17 protein-coding genes are annotated in these 16138 nt (G+C 67.4%); 9 read left to right on the top strand and 8 right to left on the bottom strand.

Features of this window, described 5'->3' with window-relative positions; translation table 11 throughout:
* Nucleotides 1-70 precede the first annotated feature (70 nt).
* Complete coding sequence (locus J2126_RS24045) at nt 71-511, top strand: CidA/LrgA family protein (RefSeq protein WP_209489352.1); 441 nt, start codon at nt 71-73, stop codon at nt 509-511.
* Nucleotides 498-1193 (top strand): LrgB family protein, encoded by a 696-nt coding sequence (locus J2126_RS24040; protein WP_209489350.1) that lies wholly within the window; start codon nt 498-500, stop codon nt 1191-1193. The genes J2126_RS24045 and J2126_RS24040 overlap by 14 nt, the downstream gene beginning before the upstream one ends.
* A 43-nt stretch (nt 1194-1236) precedes the next feature.
* Here J2126_RS24040 and J2126_RS24035 read toward each other — a convergent pair whose 3' ends face one another.
* Entirely contained in the window at nt 1237-2319 is a 1083-nt protein-coding gene (locus tag J2126_RS24035) for a COX15/CtaA family protein (RefSeq protein WP_209489348.1), read from the bottom strand.
* A gap of 144 nt (nt 2320-2463) precedes the next feature.
* Between J2126_RS24035 and J2126_RS24030 the strand changes: the two genes are divergently transcribed.
* Nucleotides 2464-2676, top strand: coding sequence for a DUF2842 domain-containing protein (locus tag J2126_RS24030; protein ID WP_209489346.1), 213 nt, complete (start codon nt 2464-2466; stop codon nt 2674-2676).
* 117 nt (nt 2677-2793) lie between these two features.
* On the opposite strand, the gene J2126_RS24025 is transcribed toward J2126_RS24030, so the two are convergent.
* The gene (locus tag J2126_RS24025) at nt 2794-4317 is read right to left on the bottom strand and encodes a hypothetical protein (RefSeq protein WP_209489344.1); all 1524 of its coding nucleotides are present in this window, start codon (nt 4315-4317) and stop codon (nt 2794-2796) included.
* 84 nt (nt 4318-4401) lie between these two features.
* Nucleotides 4402-5223 (bottom strand): enoyl-CoA hydratase, encoded by an 822-nt coding sequence (locus J2126_RS24020; protein ID WP_209489342.1) that lies wholly within the window; start codon nt 5221-5223, stop codon nt 4402-4404.
* Nucleotides 5224-5322: 99 nt separating this feature from the next.
* On the opposite strand from J2126_RS24020, the gene J2126_RS24015 reads away from it, so the two are divergent.
* The 3 genes from J2126_RS24015 to rpsI all read left to right on the top strand — a co-directional run bounded on the left by J2126_RS24015 (nt 5323) and on the right by rpsI (nt 6910).
* On the top strand, nt 5323-5769 hold the full coding sequence (locus tag J2126_RS24015; RefSeq protein ID WP_209489340.1) for a PaaI family thioesterase: 447 nt from the start codon (nt 5323-5325) through the stop codon (nt 5767-5769).
* A 198-nt stretch (nt 5770-5967) separates the two neighbouring features.
* A complete protein-coding gene (gene rplM, locus J2126_RS24010; RefSeq protein WP_024279114.1) occupies nt 5968-6429 on the top strand; it encodes a 50S ribosomal protein L13 in 462 nt (153 codons plus the stop codon).
* Nucleotide 6430: 1 nt separating this feature from the next.
* Nucleotides 6431-6910, top strand: coding sequence for a 30S ribosomal protein S9 (rpsI, locus tag J2126_RS24005; protein WP_038193505.1), 480 nt, complete (start codon nt 6431-6433; stop codon nt 6908-6910).
* A gap of 100 nt (nt 6911-7010) precedes the next feature.
* Here rpsI and J2126_RS24000 read toward each other — a convergent pair whose 3' ends face one another.
* A complete protein-coding gene (locus tag J2126_RS24000) occupies nt 7011-7382 on the bottom strand; it encodes a cupin domain-containing protein (RefSeq protein ID WP_209489338.1) in 372 nt (123 codons plus the stop codon).
* 160 nt (nt 7383-7542) lie between these two features.
* The gene (locus tag J2126_RS23995; RefSeq protein ID WP_209489336.1) at nt 7543-7866 is read right to left on the bottom strand and encodes a hypothetical protein; all 324 of its coding nucleotides are present in this window, start codon (nt 7864-7866) and stop codon (nt 7543-7545) included.
* Between the two features lie 184 nt (nt 7867-8050).
* On the opposite strand from J2126_RS23995, the gene J2126_RS23990 reads away from it, so the two are divergent.
* Nucleotides 8051-8848, top strand: coding sequence for a hypothetical protein (locus J2126_RS23990; protein WP_209489334.1), 798 nt, complete (start codon nt 8051-8053; stop codon nt 8846-8848).
* A gap of 102 nt (nt 8849-8950) precedes the next feature.
* Here J2126_RS23990 and J2126_RS23985 read toward each other — a convergent pair whose 3' ends face one another.
* Complete coding sequence (locus J2126_RS23985) at nt 8951-9142, bottom strand: hypothetical protein (protein ID WP_209489332.1); 192 nt, start codon at nt 9140-9142, stop codon at nt 8951-8953.
* Nucleotides 9143-9318: 176 nt separating this feature from the next.
* On the opposite strand from J2126_RS23985, the gene J2126_RS23980 reads away from it, so the two are divergent.
* Nucleotides 9319-10470, top strand: coding sequence for an AI-2E family transporter (locus J2126_RS23980; RefSeq protein ID WP_209489330.1), 1152 nt, complete (start codon nt 9319-9321; stop codon nt 10468-10470).
* Nucleotides 10471-10539: 69 nt separating this feature from the next.
* Entirely contained in the window at nt 10540-12018 is a 1479-nt protein-coding gene (locus J2126_RS23975; RefSeq protein ID WP_209489328.1) for a sensor domain-containing diguanylate cyclase, read from the top strand.
* A gap of 14 nt (nt 12019-12032) precedes the next feature.
* Here the strand turns inward: J2126_RS23975 and J2126_RS23970 are convergent, their stop codons facing one another.
* Both J2126_RS23970 and parC read right to left on the bottom strand, forming a co-directional pair.
* Nucleotides 12033-13829: a chloride channel protein gene (locus J2126_RS23970; RefSeq protein ID WP_209489326.1), complete on the bottom strand. Its 1797-nt coding sequence runs from the start codon at nt 13827-13829 to the stop codon at nt 12033-12035.
* 3 nt (nt 13830-13832) lie between these two features.
* Nucleotides 13833-16070, bottom strand: coding sequence for a DNA topoisomerase IV subunit A (parC, locus tag J2126_RS23965; RefSeq protein WP_209489324.1), 2238 nt, complete (start codon nt 16068-16070; stop codon nt 13833-13835).
* Between the last annotated feature and the right edge of the window lie 68 nt (nt 16071-16138).

The raw sequence follows: 16138 nt of genomic DNA, 5'->3' as shown, positions 1-16138 counted from the left end.
GCAATCAATTCATTTTCATCATGCTGCGGTGCATACTATCTTACTGGCATCGGCACTGGAGGTGCCAGCCATGTCCCAGATTCGCACTGCCCCCAAGCCTCTTCTCCGCACCATCCGCTTCGCGCTGCACCGCAGCATGGTGGCGCAGCTCGCCGTGCTGGCCGCCTTCTGGGTGGCGGGAGAGGCTGTGGTTCGGCTGGTGAAGCTGCCGGTTCCGGGCGGCATCGTGGGCATGGTGGTCGTCCTCGCCCTGCTGGCGAGCGGCTGGCTGCGTCCGGCCAGCGTGCGGCGCGGAGCCTCCTGGCTTCTGGCGGAGATGCTGCTGTTCTTCGTCCCCGCCGTCATGGCCGTGCTGGATCACAAGGAACTCATCGGCCTCGACGGCCTGAAGATCGCGGCGGTGATCCTGCTCGGCACCGTGATGGTGATGGGCGGTACGGCTCTCGCCGTCGACCTGTGCTGGCGCTGGACCCAGCGCCTGTCGCGGGAGGCGTGCCATGCCGATGCATGATCCGCTTTTCGCGACACTGTTGTGGTCCGCCGTCACCATCGGCTCCTACCTCATTGCGCGAGCCATCGGCCAGCGCTGGCGCTTCTGGTGGACGTCTCCGCTGCTGCTGACACCCATCGGTGTCGGCGCCGTAGCGCTCAGCCTGCATGCCGGCTACGGCGAATACATCGCCGGCACCCGCTGGCTGCTGCTGATGATGGGGCCGGCCACGGTCGCCTTCGCCATTCCCATCTATGAGCAGCGCGCGCTGATCCGCCGCTACTGGCCGGTGCTGCTGGTCGGAGTCGCGGTGGGGAGCACCCTCGCCATGGGGACGGCGCTGGCCCTCGCGCATCTTTTGGGACTGAGCGATTCCATCGGCCTCAGCCTGATGCCGCGCTCCACCTCCACCCCCTTCGCGATGGCGGTTTCCAGCGACATCGGCGGCGTGCCGGACCTCACCGCCGTGTTCGTCATCCTCACCGGCATTTGCGGTGCGGCGCTGGGCGAGGTGGTGCTGAAGGTGATGCCGCTGCGCTCTTCGCTGGCCCGCGGGGCGCTGTTCGGCATGGGTGCCCATGGCGCGGGGGTCGCCCGGGCGCACCAGATAGGCGGGGAGGAAGGCTCCATCGCCGGTCTCGTGATGGTGCTGGCCGGTCTGTTCAATGTGATGATCGCGCCGCTCGTCGCGGCGCTGGTCTAGAGCACGCACCGATCAGATTGATTCAATCTTATCGGATCGCGCTCTAGGCGGCGGCCTTTATCGTCCGGGCGGCCTCCGGATCAGCGAGGCCGCTCACATGCACCACGGCGTAAATCAGCACGATCGTCGCGCCGAACTGGTGCGCCAGTGCGATGTCGATGGGCACCTGATGGATCAGCGTCAGGATGCCGAGCGCCGCCTGCGCCGTGACAAGCGCGAACAGGATCCACGCCCGCTTCGCCGCCCGGCCGCCGTCGCGCATGGCGTTGAGCGCGTGGAGCAGGCTGAGCGCCCACAAGGCGTAGGCCATCATGCGGTGATCGAACTGCACCGTCAGCGCATTCTCGAACAGGTTGCGCCAGAAGGGCGACATGGCGCCAAGCTGCTCGCCTCCGGGGATGAAGCGTCCATCCATCAGGGGCCAGGTATTGTAGGCCATGCCGGCGTCGAGCCCGGCCACCAGTCCACCGGCAAAGATCTGCACCAGCACGAGCCCCACGAGGACGCGTGCCGTCAGCCGCACGCGGCCGGTGACCGCCTGCCGCTCCTCACCGGCGAGAGATCGGGCGACGGCGACGATGGCTGCGAGGATCACGCATGCGAGGGTGAGATGGACGGCCAGGCGATACTGGCTGACGGAGACCCGCTCCGTCAGGCCAGACGCCACCATCCACCAGCCGACCGCGCCCTGCAGCCCGCCGAGGGCGAACAGCCCGAGGCACTTCGCGAGCAATGATCCGCGCAGCACCCCCCGGACGGCGAAATAGAGGAAGGGCAGGAGGAAGGCGAAGCCGATGACACGGCCGAGCAGCCGGTGGCCCCATTCCCACCAATAGATGCGCTTGAACGCCTCCAGACCCATGCCCTTGTTCAGGATCTCGTACTGGGGAATGGACTTGTAGCGGTCGAATTCCGCCTGCCAGTCGGCCTGCGACAGGGGCGGCAGGGTGCCGGTGACAGGCTTCCATTCGGTAATGGAGAGGCCGGATTCGGTGAGGCGCGTGGCGCCACCCACGACGACCATGGCCACGATCAGCGCCGCGACGAAATAGAGCCACAGGCGGACGGCCCTGAGCCCGGGGCGGGGGCGGTCGGCGATCAGGGTAACGGCTTCGGCGTGCGACATGTGATTTCGACTCCGCGTGCGCGGTCTTGCTGCGTGGCCCCTCCGGATCGATCCGTTATAGAGAGCCTGTGTGCCGCGCAAGGGAGCGGGTGCCGCATGCCCCTTCGGCAAGCAGGCGACCCAGCGGCCAGGGAGTGATCGAGAATGCCCCAACGCCTGCGCAAGCTTTTCGGTACCGTCCTGATGCTGGTGCTGGTCGTCGTCTGGGCGCTGATGGCCATGGCGCTCGCCCAAGGCCGTGTGACGGAGCTGCACTGGGCGCTCCAGACCGTCTGCTATGTCCTCCTCGGCAGCCTGTGGGTTCTGCCAGCGGCGCTCATCATTCGCTGGATGGAGCGACCCGATAAAAATCCGTGATACCGTAGATGCTTATTCCAATGTTTTGAAACATCACATGACCCGTCATCTTGATTGCGGTCGTGAACGAAAAAAGACCCGGCTGGGCCGGGCCTTTCATCGCTGCAATCGTGAAACTCAGGCGGCGCCGGCCAGGCGCTCCGGCGGCAGCGGCGGAGCTTCGGGCAAGGCCTGAGACGTGACATTCGGACGGCTGTGCGGCGCGACTGTCGGCGGCTCAGGCCGTTCGGCGTCGATGCTCGGCACGGTGAGGCGCTCCTCACCATCCGGTGTCTCTTGCTGTTGCGGCCCGGCGGCGAGGCACATCATCACCACCCGCCCGAACTTCTTGTCGGCGAGCGCATCGAAGGTCTCGACGGCTGCCGTCGGGGGCGCATCATCGGCATTGAGGCAGACGACGAGCGGATCGAGGCCGGCGAGCCGGCGTCCGCCGCGGGCCGCGGACAGGCTGGGGGCGGCGACCACGACGAAATCATAGGTCCGCTTGAGGGCTTCGAGCACCAGCGCGAGGCGCTCTGCGCCCACCACGGCGGACCCGGACAACACGTCGCGGCCGGGCGGGATGACGTGGGCGCGCGAGCGGGCGTCGCGATGGATCGTCTCTCCGAATCCGGCGACGCCGAACAGAAGCTCGCTCATCCCCGGCGCCCAAGGGTCGGAGACCAGGGCGGCCAGACTCTCGGCGCTGCCGTCGAGGGCCACAAGCGCCACGCCGGCCTCTTCCGACAGGCGGCGCGCCAGCGAGACCGCGCAGGTCGCGGAAGATTCCGGAAGGTCCTCGGAGGTCAGGAGAATGAGGCGCGCGGTGCCGGTCGGCGAGGCGAGGTGGGCGACCAGGCGCCCGACGGCCGCCTCGGCATCGAGCCCCGCGCCTTCGGGACCGCCGATCCAGGTGATGCGATGGCTGTCGGTCAGCTCGACCGGAAGAACGGCGCCGTCTACCACCCCTTCCACCTCGGCGGGGCGGTTCAGGGTGCGATGGGCGATCAGGAGCAAAGCGGCCGCGACGCCCAGAAGACCAAGCGCGAGGGGACCAGGCGGCTCCGGCACGAACGAGGCCCGCCCCGCTTCGCCCCGCCGGGCGACCGGGAGCAGTGAGGGCTCTTCCTGTCCGACCCGCGTATCGCGGTCCAGCGAGAGAAAGGCGGAGACGTAGGCATCGGCGACCCGGACGGCGAGGCCGGGCGTTGCGGCGGAGACGGTGATCCGCAGCGCCCGCCCGCCCTGGGCCGGCGCCACGTCGAGATTTTCCATGAGGCGCCATGCGGCGGCGACGGCCTCCGAGCGCCCTTCCGTTCCGGCGCGAGTGATGCCCAGCCAGCCGGCCAGACCGCCGGCCGCGATCCGTCGGACATCCGTGTCCGGCAGCTGGCGCACGGCGTCGTAGGCGAGTTCACGCGAGCCCAGCATCTGCGCCACCCCGCGCATGGCGCCGGCGGGCGGCTGGGTGCCGACCTCGAAGGCCAGGATGGTGGTGGCCGAAAACCGCAAGGGAAGGAAGGAGGCGAGTGCGATGAGGGCGAAGACGATCCACGCCGCCTGCCAGACGCTCGGGCGCCATGCCAGCCGGACAGGTGCGAGACCGGCATCGGAGCCGGCCGCATCGGTCATCTCAAGGTGCGTCGTCTCCAGATGAGACATGCGCCGCCCTCCCGCGACTCGGGCGCACGACGCGCCAGTCTCATACAGAGAGCCAGATCATGGTTTATGGAATGTAAACGGGAATCAGCGATCTTCCCATTGGGCAGGGCGCTTGGCGAGAACCGCCGAGATGCCTTCGTCCGCGTCGCGGGCCAGCATGTTCTCGGCCATGACGCGCGACGCATAGGCATAAGCGTCGTCGAGGCCCAGCTCGACCTGCGCGTAGAAGGCCGCCTTGCCGAGCTTCACCGGCACCTGTGACTTCTCCGCGATCTTGCGGGCGAGGGCCTGGGCGGTCGTCAGCGCGTCGCCGGCCGGCACGACGCGGTTGACGAGGCCCATGCGCAGGGCGTCGTCCGCCTCGGTCCAGTCGCCGAGCAGCAGCATCTCCATGGCGTGCTTGCGGGAGAGGTTGCGCGAGAGCGCCACCATGGGCGTGTGGCAGAACAGGCCGATGTTGACGCCCGGTGTGCAGAAGCGCGCCTTGTCGCCGGCGACCGCGAGATCACAGCTCGCCACCAGCTGGCAACCGGCGGCGGTCGCCATGCCCTCCACGGCCGCGATGACCGGCTGGGGCAGGCGGACGATGGCCGTCATCAGCGTGGCGCAGCGCTTCAGAACATCCTCGAAATAGGCGCGGCCGCGATCCGGGTCCGAACGATGCGTCTGGATCTCCTTCAGGTCATGTCCGGCGGAATAGACTGGCCCTTCTGCCGCGAGTACCACGGCGCGCGCGGATGGATCGGCTGCCACCTCGGCCAGCGTGACCGTGAGCGCTGCCATCATGGCCTCCGACAGGGAATTGCGCTGCGCTGGCCGCGAGAGGGTCAGCGTCACGACCCCGGCATCGTCGAAGCGCGTGACGGGCGATGGCTGGGCGGCATTCACGGCGGCTGTCGCGGGCACGATATTTCCCTTGGTGGTTCCGGATTTGACGTTCCGACCGCTATCCTATTCACAAGCGGCGTCCGGCGCGAGCCGGGGCAGGGCAGGAGACAGTGCGGGATGACTGCGGCGCGGGATGTGGTGATGACGGTGAAGGAACTCGACGCCTTCCTCGCGGCCGAATTTCCCCAGGCCTTCGGGCCGGGCCGCGCCCACCATGTGGAGCGCGTGGGCCTCAAGACCGCGACGGTGCGCCTCGATGCTGATGAGAGCCACCTGCGGCCGGGCGGCACCATCTCGGGGCCGGCCATGATGGCGCTCGCGGACGTGGCGGTCTATGTGGCGCTCCTCGCGCAGATCGGCCCGGTGGCGCTGGCGGTGACGACGAACCTCTCCATCAATTTCCTGCGCAAGCCCGCGCCCGGCCCGCTGTTTGGCGATGCCCGCATCATCAAGCTCGGCAAGCGGCTCGCGGTCGGCGAGGTGGGCATCCGCGGGCCGGGGGACGACGAACTGGTCGCGCACTGCGTTGCGACCTACTCGATCCCGGATCAGCCGAAGGCGTGATGGAGGCCAAGGCAATGCGAAAACGCGGGAATTTTAGTGGTGTTATTGCACCATTTTTATAACCATATGTTTTCGCTATGCTTTTCATTGTGGCTCTGCGTTGACGCCCGCGCCGTGCTCCTCTAGAAGCACCCCATCGTCGGACGCCGCTCGGTCCTCATGGGTTGGGCCGTCCGACTTCTCATTCGGAATGATCCCATGACGACGTATTCGGCCAAGCCCGCCGAAATCGAGAAGAAGTGGGTGGTGATCGACGCCAGCGGCCTTGTTGTCGGCCGGCTCGCGACCATCATCGCCATGCGCCTGAAGGGCAAGCACCTGCCCATCTACACCCCCCACGTGGATTGCGGCGACAATGTCGTCGTGGTCAACGCCGAGAAGGCGGTGTTCACGGGCCGCAAGAAGGACCAGAAGGTCTACTACCATCACACCGGCTATGCGGGCGGCATCAAGGAACGCACCGCGAAGTTCATTCTCGAGGGCCGCTTCCCGGAGCGCGTCATCGAGAAGGCGGTGGAGCGCATGCTCGCTCGCGGCCCGCTCGGCCGCAAGATCATGGGCAACCTGCGCGTCTACAAGGGCCCTGCCCACCCGCACGAGGCCCAGCAGCCGGTCGCCCTCGACGTGGCGGCTCTCAACCGCAAGAACGTGAGGAACTGACATGGCCGAGGTTCTCCAGTCCCTCGACGCGCTCGGCGCAGCGACCGTCTCGGCCCAGCCCGAAGCCCCCGTCCATGTCCAGAAGCTGGACAAGTTCGGCCGCGCCTATGCCACCGGCAAGCGCAAGGACGCCGTGGCGCGCGTGTGGGTTCGCCCCGGCACCGGCAAGATCACCGTCAATGACCGGGACATCGAGGTGTATTTCGCCCGTCCCGTGCTGCGCCTGATGATCAACCAGCCGTTCCAGGTCGCGGCCCGCGAAGGCCAGTATGACGTGGTCGCCACCGTGTCCGGCGGCGGTCTGTCCGGCCAGGCCGGCGCGCTGCGTCACGGCCTTTCCAAGGCGCTCACCTATTACGAGCCCGAGCTGCGCAGCCCCCTCAAGAAGGGCGGCTTCCTGACCCGCGACAGCCGCGTGGTCGAGCGCAAGAAGTACGGCCGCGCCAAGGCCCGCCGTTCGTTCCAGTTCTCGAAGCGCTGATCGCTTCGGTTTCAGGTTCGATGTTTTTGGAAGCGGCGGGGATTTCCCCGCCGCTTTCTTTTTGTGTCCCGGCTTTTTGTGCCTCGCGCGTCCGCAGCGATCAGTCGAACCACTCGTCATGCGGGTCGAAGGCCGGGATCGGGATGTTCAGGATGCGCAGGCGGCCGATGGCGCGATGCCGGCAGCCCGGCTTGATGAAGATGGACGTGAGCGGCGAGACCGGCACGCGCTCGCCGTCGAGCTCCATCTCCCCTTCGCCTTCGAGGATCACGTAAATCTCGGTCATGTGCTTGTGGTAGTGCACCCGCGCGTCCTCGGTGATGTCGGTGAGGTGCACGGTCGCCAGCTTGTTGTCGTCCGTCCCGAAGGCGCGGCGGGCGAAGCCGCAAGGGCAGGGCACGGCGGGGATCTCGTCGAGGTGCGAGATCATGTAGTTCGGCGCGTTGCCCTGGCTTTTGCTTGGCGTGCTCATGGCGGGCTCCCTGGGCGACGCCCGGTGCGGCGTCCGGCTGCGTGCTCCAGCCTTGCCCACCAGAAGTAACGGCCGCGATCGTCCGGCGTCAAACCTGCCACGCTCACCAAACGACAAAGGCCGGGACGAAGCCCGGCCATAATCTGTCATCGCGATGCGTTCAGAAGCTCGGTGTGTCGCCGTCCAGCGGGCTCCACTGACCGTTGTTGGTCGGGTCGCCGGGAGGGCCGGAGCCATAGCCGCCGGTGAGGTCGGGCGGAAACACGTAGTCTTCGTTGCGATCGTCGCCGATCTTCACATCGGGACGGATGGCCGGGCCGGGACCGGGGTCGAGGTAATTGCCCTGGGGAATGACAGGCAGCTGGATGACGCGCGGCGTCACCACGATGCGCTGCTGCGAGCTCTGAGCCAGCGCCTGGGCACCCGCCATGGCGATGAGCGCAAGCAGCACGCCGCCCGCCAGCCCATCCGTCCTGAAGCCCATCTCTGCCATCGCAGCGCCCCGCATAACCGCCGGATCGCAAATCTCCAGCTGCCGCCTTGAAGCATGTTCGCGGCTGTGTGTGAAGGGGCCTGCGCTGGCCGCTGGCGCGCCCGGTCGGCCATGCCGCCGCATTGGCGCGCACGGCAGGACTCGGCTAGCGTCCCGTCATCTGGGAGTTCCGGTGATGCAGACATTCAGATCCCTCAAGCGGACGGTTCTTGCCGGCGGCCTTGCGCTCGCGGCGATGTTCTCCGCGAGCCTCGTCGCGGCGCTGCCTGCCGCGGCGGTGCCGGCGCGTGTCATTCTCCTGCGGCACGGCGAGAAGGGCGGACCTCTGCAGCTCTGCAGCGTCGGCCAGGAGCGGGGGCGGGCGCTGGTGGATTATTACCTCGGAAAGAACGCCAAGAAGTCCCTTCTCAAGCCGGGCGAGGTGCCGACGGCCATCCTCGGACTTTCGCTCCACACGCTGGAGACCATCTATCACGTCGCCGATTCGTGGGAGCAGCCGGTCGTCTTCTATTCGGTGATGCCGGAGATGGTGGACGGCAAGCTGATCATCCGCCAGGACAAGCTGGCGGAGCGCAACCGGCAGGCGGTGCGCGATGTCTTCACCAAGCCCGAATGGGCGGGCGGCACGCTCATCATGAACTGGGAACACGACCACATCGCCCGTCCCCGCCTCGACATCGAGCTGACGCCCGCGCAGCGGGCGAAGGTGCAGGAGAAGCATCCGGGCCGGCCGGTGCCCACCAAGGCCACGACGCTCTTCGACCTCATGGATCTTGCCGGCATCAGGATGCCGGACGACTGGCCGGGCGACACCTACGACTATTTCTGGATCATCGATTTCGACCAGCAGTCCGGGCTGCCGTCGGCCTTCACCATGATCAAGCAGGAGTTTGGGCCGCCGTATGAAAACCTGCCCCACAACGATTGGGGCCAGCCGGAGAACATCTCCGCGTCCGCCGGCTGCACCAAGTGACGACCGCAGAGCGCGGCCGCTGGGAAAGAGGCTGTGTGAAGCGCGACAGGCGTGTCGTCTTCGGGCCAGACCGTGGGCCGGCCTGTCGCTTTCCGCCGATCCCTATTTCTTGACCTTCCGGAGCATCATTTCGATGGCCGTGACGGATTCGGATACGTTCAGCCAGTTCTCCGCCTGCTCGTCATTCTTGAATTCGCGCCCGAGATTGATGGGTTCGTCGTGCCCGTCCACATGGAGGAAGCACGCCCACTTGCCGCTCGGCAATTGCTCGACCGTGACCTTGTGGTCGGCCATGTTATGTCCTCGCCTTGTCCTTGTTGCTTCAGGGGCGGATGGTCGGACTGCAGCCGGCCCTCGCCCGGACCGCGCAATGCAATAGCCCTGCCATTGCAAGCTGAGCGGATAAGGCGTTCTCTCACCGATGGTGCGCGGCCGTGGAGCCGCAGGGCAGCGGCCAGTTGGACAGGACCATGGAACGACCGCAGGAACGGCATTACGAACGGCGTCAGGATCGCTTGCCAGAAAGGGACGGCAGCGAGACCTTCGGCCCTGTGCTCCAGCTGGCGCTGCGGTTCGGCACGCTGGCGCTCCTGTTCGGCTGGTGCTTCACCATCGTCCAGCCGTTCCTGACCTCCATCCTGTGGGGGCTGATCATCGCCATCGCCTCCCACCCGCTCTTCACGCGCCTGTGCGCGACCCTCAACGGCCGCACGGCGGCCGCCGCCAGCCTGTTCGTGATTCTCGCGCTGGCGTTGCTCGTGCTGCCGGCGATGCTGCTCGCCGATACCCTCGTGAACAGCCTGAAGCTTCTGGCCCATCACATGGCGGACGGGACCCTGCGCCTGCCGCCGCCCCCGGTCGCCGTGCGGGGCTGGTTCCTCGTCGGGGAGCCGCTCTACAGCTTCTGGATGCTGGCCTCGACCAATCTCGACCAGGCCATAAGCTCCATCGCGTCCGAACTCACCTGGGCCGGGAAATGGATGCTCGGGTCGGCGACCGGCGTGCTGCTCGGGATCCTGGAGTTCGTCGTCGCCATCTTCGTGGCGGCGGTGCTGATGGCGAATGCAACCAGCGGTCAGCGCATCGCCGGCGATGTCGTCACCCGCCTAGCGGGTTCCGGCGGGCTCGGCTATTCGGACCTTGCCGTGCGCACCATCCGCAGCGTCAGCAAGGGCATCATCGGCGTCGCGCTGATCCAGGCGCTGCTGGCGGGGCTCGGCTTTCTTGCGGCGGACATTCCAGCCGCCGGCCTCCTGGCGCTGCTGTGTCTCATCATCGCCATCGTCCAGCTGCCGCTGGCCATTGTGCTGGTGCCGGTCGCGATCTACGCCTTCACTTTGCTAGATCCGGTGCCGGCCGTGATCTTCGCCATCTGGTGCACCGGCGTCTCGCTCATCGAGCATGTCCTGCGCCCCATCATGCTGGGGCGTGGTGTGGACGTGCCGATGCTGGTCGTGTTCATCGGCGCCATCGGCGGACTGCTGTCATCGGGCGTGCTGGGCCTTTTCGTCGGGCCGGTGGTGCTGGCGCTGGGCTACACCCTCATCCTGCACTGGCTGGAGGCCGAGCCTGCTCGCCCCGCCGTGGAGCATCGCCGCACCGACCGGCCGGCCGCAGAGTAATTTTCGCATTTTGATCTTTGCTAATAAATCGACGGCCGGGATGGTGTAGATACCTCCGTGGTAAGGCTGATGGACAAGGTTCTCAAACACCTCTCCTCCGGCCGTCTGCTCCGGTTTGTCACGAGTGCGCTCATCCTTGCAATCGTGGGGATGCAGTCCTTTGCTCTGTGGCGCTCCTATCAGGAAACCTGGCGCGACGGCGAGCGCTATACCGCGAACACCATATCGGTGCTCGCGGGAGCGATAGAGCGCGACTTTCTTCTGGTGGAAGCGAGCCTGTCGGGGCTCGCGGAGGCGCTCCGCGAACCAACCCTGATGGCGCTTCCGCCGGCGCTACGTCAACGCGTGTTGTTTCGCCGTGCGGGCGATGCCAACGACTTCGGCGTCATGCTTGTGTTGGACGCCGACGGCAATGTCGTCTTCGACGACGCGGAAGATAACCTGAGCGCGATCAATTTTGCCGATCGGGACTACTTCCGCGTGCAGAAAGACAACCCGCGCGCCGGCGTCTATGTCAGCCGCCCCTTCGTGTCCCGGATCGCGAGCTCCGAGCGGGCCATCGGGATCAGCCAGAGGCTGAACGCGCCTGACGGCTCATTCGCCGGCGTCGTCGTCGCCTCCGTCCGGCTTGTCTACTTCCGGCAGCTGTTCGAGCGGGTGAAGCTGCCGCCCGGCGGCATCATCCGCCTGACACGGACGGACGGCACCGTTGTGCTGCGCTATCCTTCCACCGATGGGCGGGGCAATGTGGGGGACAGCGTTGCGCCCGATCATCCACCGATAACAGCCGCCGACGGCTGGTGGGTGCAAACGTCCCGGCTCGACGGTGAGCGTCGCTACCTGCGGACCGCCTACGTGCAGGGCTTTCCATTGACGGTGACTGTGGGGCTGTCGGCGCGCAGGCAGTTCGCGGGCTGGTACCTGCGCGCGGCCATCACCCTCGCGCTGACTCTCACCGTGTCTTTGCTGCTCGCGCTGACGGTCTCGGCGCTGGCCAGCTCCCTTCGGCGCAGCCGCGAGATGGAGGGCCAGCTGGAGCGCATGGCGATCACCGATTCCCTGACCGGCCTTCCCAACCGTCGGGCGCTCGACCTCACGCTGGATGTGGAGGTGCGGCGCTCTCGTCGGGAGCGGCGCGAGCTTGCGGTGCTGATGATCGACATCGACCACTTCAAGCGGGTCAATGACACCCACGGTCACGCCGTTGGTGACGCCGTGCTCGCCGAGATTGCCCATCGCATTCAGCGCGCCGCGTGCCGTCCGGGAGATTTCGTGTGCCGCTATGGCGGGGAGGAGTTCGTCGTCATCCTTCCCGAAACGCCATCGCAGGGGGCGGAGCTGGTGGCCGAGCGCATCCGGGCGAGCGTCGCGGCCATCGCCGTCGTGACCCATGGTGTCGCCGTCGAGATCACGGTCAGCGTCGGGATCGCCGTCGCGCGGGCTGAGGACCAGCCAGGCGATATGGTCGCGCGGAGCGATACGGCGCTTTACACGGCGAAGCGGGCCGGACGGAACCGGGTCGCCCGGCTCGAGACGTTCGCGGCCTGACGGCGGCGGGCCGATCAGTCTTCCGCGCCAAGGCCCCGCCGCGCCCGCTCCAGCTCCGCCGCATAGCGCTTCAGAACATGGGATTCCCCAAGCAGGCCGAGGAGGTGACGGTTGACCGTTTCGTCCACCACGGCGAGGTCTTCGGCCTTGGCGGCGTCGAAGGCGAGGGCGGCTTCCTTCACGTTCATGGCCGGAAGCAGCACATGGTCGCGCTGGGTGGCGAGGTCGGCCACGGATGTATCGCCGGGATTGAGCGATGCGTAGGCCTCCGACAGGCGCAGCAGGCCGCCGTAGCCGCCCGCCGCGGTGACAAGCACCACCATGCGGGTGGAGCCGAGCGCGTAGCGGGCCCGCAGGGCATCGAGGGTCCCCTCCTGCGGGAAGGTGGGGAAATCCGTGCGCATCATCTTCGCGACGGTGAGATCGCGCATCCAGCCGACATCCTGCGCCCCCCGGATGGTCTCGCCGCGCAGGTGCAGGCGCCAGGTGGAGAAGGAGTAGCCGAAGGTTTCCCGCACCGTCAGCGAGGTGACGACGGCTGCCGCCATGACGAAGCCGGAGAGGGAAATGTCCCGCGTCATCTCCAGCACGAGAAAGCTCATGGTGAGCGGCCCGCCGATGACGCCCACGGCCAGCGCGCCCATGCCCACCACCGCCGCCACGGCGGGGTCCAGATGGAAGCCGGGAAATGCGATGGCCAGCAACGCCCCATAGAGTTTGCCCATCAGCGCGCCGAGGAACAGCGAGGCGAAGAACAGGCCGCCCCGGAATCCTGAGCCGATGGACAGCGCTGAGGCGAGAATCTTGAGCCCGAACACGATGGCGACGGAGGCCGTCACCGCGCTTCCCACCTGCTCATGCAGCGCGCCATGGCCGTCGGACAGGACCTGCGGGCTGTAAAGCGCGAGCGCGCCGATCCCGAGACCCGCCACCATGGGTCGCAGGGGCGCGGGAATGCGGCTCATGCCGAACAGGGTCTCCACCGTCGTCACAAGGCGCATGATGATGATGGCGACGGCCGCCGCGGCGAGGCCGAGGAAGAGGATAGGGAGGATGTCCACCGGCCCGAGGTTCGGGTCGAGGGGCATATGCAGCGGCTCGACATGCGCGCCCAGCAGCCGCGCCGTCATCACCGCCGCGATGGTTCCCGCCAGCACGGGGGCAGCGGCCGGGATGGAATAGGAGCCTATGACGATCTCGAAGCCGTAGAAGGCCCCCATCAGCGGCGCATCGAACGCCGCGCCGATGCCCGCCGCCGCGCCCGCGCCCACCAGAATGCGCAGATCGTTGCGCCGCAGCTTGAAGGTCAATCCCAGCCGCGAGGCGATGCCCGAGCCGATCTGCGAATAGCCGGCCTCCAGCCCCAGCGAGGCGCCGAAGCCGTTGGAGACCATCGTCTGGAGTGCGACGATGATGCTGTCGGTGAGCGACATGCGCCCGCCATGCAGCGCATTGGCCTCGATGGGATCGACGAAGGGATGCCGCCGCCAGCGCTTCAGAGCGAGGGCGATCAGCCCCATGGCCGCGCCGCCGATCGCGGGTATGAGGATCAGCCAGGGCGAGGCGAGGGCAGGGGAGGAGGACAGGCGTTCGCCGGGCGCCAGCCAGTAGAGCACCTCATGCATCCACTGGGTGGTGGCGCTCATGATGCTGGCCGCGACTCCGGCCAGCACCCCCATGATCGCCGCGATGATGACGAGCGCGGCTTCCCGTGCCCGCACCGCGGACTGCGCCTGATCGATGAGCCGTCGCAGCGCCGTGCGTTCGGCGCGGGCCGGAGCGCGCCCGGTGTCGGGGGAGGGCGCGTCCATGGTTCAGCCGAACGTATTGCTGCGGGGGAAGCCCTTGGGCGGCAGGCGACCCGCCGAGGCGCGTTCGCCCTGCCACTCGATGAGATCGGTGACCGTCCAGGTCCGGCCCGAGGTATCCTCCCAGGTCAGGCCGGAGGCCATGGGGAAGACCTTGAGGTCGGAAAGGCCGCCGTCCTTGTAGCGTTGCAGGCGCACGCCCCGTCCGCGCGACATCTCGGGGATCTGGTTCAGAGGGAACACCAGCATCTTGCGGTTCTCACCGATGACCGCCACCCAGTCGCCATCCACGAAGCGCACCGCCAGCGCCGCGTCCGGCGGGTCGGTCACGAGCACCTGCTTGCCCTTGCGGGTATTGGCGAGGCAATCGTCCTCCGGCACCACGAAGCCGCGTCCCTGCTTCGACGCCACCAGCAGCTTGCGCCCGGCCTGGTAGGCGAAGACGGAGACGATCTCCGCCTCCTGCTCAAGATCAATCATCAGGCGCACCGGCTCGCCATGGCCCCGCCCGCCGGGGAGCTTGGAGGCATCGAGCGTGTAGAAGCGGCCGTTGGAACAGAACACCATGACCTTGGACGTGGTCTCGGCGAAGAAGGCGTGGCCGTGGCTGTCGTCGCCCTTGAACTGCAGGTTCGAGACATCCGCCACATGCCCCTTCAGCGCGCGGATCCAGCCCTTGGCGGACACGACGACCGTGATGGGCTCGCGCTCCACCAGCGCCTCGGTGAAGGCGTCCTCGTGAACGGTCGGCGCGACCGCGAAGGTGGTGCGGCGGCGGCCGATGGCGGTCTCGGGGCCGTAGGTCTTGCGCGTCTCCCGGATTTCCTTGGAGATCGCCTTCCACTGCGCCGTCTCCGAGGCGACGAGGCGGTTGAGCCCGTCCTGCTCCTTGGAGAGGGCATCGTGCTCCTTGCGGATCTCCATCTCCTCCAGGCGGCGCAGGGAGCGCAGGCGCATGTTGAGGATGGCTTCCGCCTGCACGTCCGTCAGTTCGAAGGTCTGCATCAGCGAGACCTTCGGCTCGTCCTCCTCGCGGATGATACGGATCACCTCGTCAAGGTTGAGATAGGCGATGAGGTAGCCGCCGAGCACCTCCAGCCGGTGCGCGATCTGGTTCAGCCGATAGCGCGAGCGGCGCAGCAGCACGTCGCGGCGGTGATCCAGCCACTCGCGCAGCGCCTCGGCCAGCGACAGCACCTTGGGGATCTGGCCCTTGACCAGCACGTTCATGTTGAGCGGGATGCGCGCCTCAAGCTCGGTGAGCTTGAACAGGCTCTCCATCAGCACCTCGGCATCCACGGTGCGGGCGCGCGGCTCCAGAACCAGACGGATGTCCTCGGCGCTCTCGTCGCGAACATCGGCGAGCAGCGGCAGCTTCTTGTCGGTGAGCAGTTCGGCAATTTTTTCCACGAGGCGGGATTTGGCAACGCCGTAGGGGATCTCGGTGACGACCACCACATAGCTGCCGCGACCGGTCTCCTCCTTCTCCCAGCGCGCGCGGACGCGGAAGGAGCCGCGCCCGGTGGCATAGGCCTCGGCGACGCCGACCTGATCCTCCACCAGCACGCCGCCGGTGGGGAAGTCCGGGCCGGGCACGAACTTCAGCAGGTCGAAGGCGAGGGCGTCCGGATGGTCGATGAGGTGGAGCGCGGCATCCAGCAGCTCAGCCGCATTGTGCGGCGGGATTGACGTCGCCATGCCCACGGCGATGCCCTGCGAGCCGTTCGCCAGCAGGTTCGGGAAGGCGGCGGGCAGCACCGCCGGCTCCTCCTCCGACCCGTCATAGGTCGGGCGGAAGTCCACCGCGTCCTCGTCGATGCCGTCCAGCAGCAGGCGGGCGGTCTCGGTGAGGCGGGCCTCGGTGTATCGCATGGCGGCGGCGTTATCGCCGTCCACATTGCCGAAATTGCCCTGACCATCCACCAGCGGATACCGTTGGGCGAAGTCCTGCGCGAGGCGCACCAGCGCGTCATAGACCGATTGGTCACCGTGCGGATGGAACTTGCCGATCACGTCGCCGACCACGCGGGCGGACTTCTTGAAGCCCTGCCCGGGATCAAGCCGCAACTGCCGCATGGCATGCAGAATGCGCCGGTGGACAGGTTTCAGTCCGTCGCGCGCATCGGGCAGCGCGCGGTGCATGATGGTCGAGAGGGCATACGCGAGGTAGCGCTCTTCCAGCGCCTCCTTCAGCGTGACTTTCTCGATGTTCCCGTCGCCGGGCGGAAGTGTGCGGGTGGCCATGCCCCGCAGTACCTCGCGCGCGGGCGCGGGACAAGCCCGAGGCGGACACCGCCGCGAACGGGTCCGGA

It is taken from the genome of Xanthobacter flavus, from assembly GCF_017875275.1.
GTDB lineage: Bacteria > Pseudomonadota > Alphaproteobacteria > Rhizobiales > Xanthobacteraceae > Xanthobacter > Xanthobacter flavus_A.
This window is presented reverse-complemented; position numbering and strand designations above follow the sequence as displayed.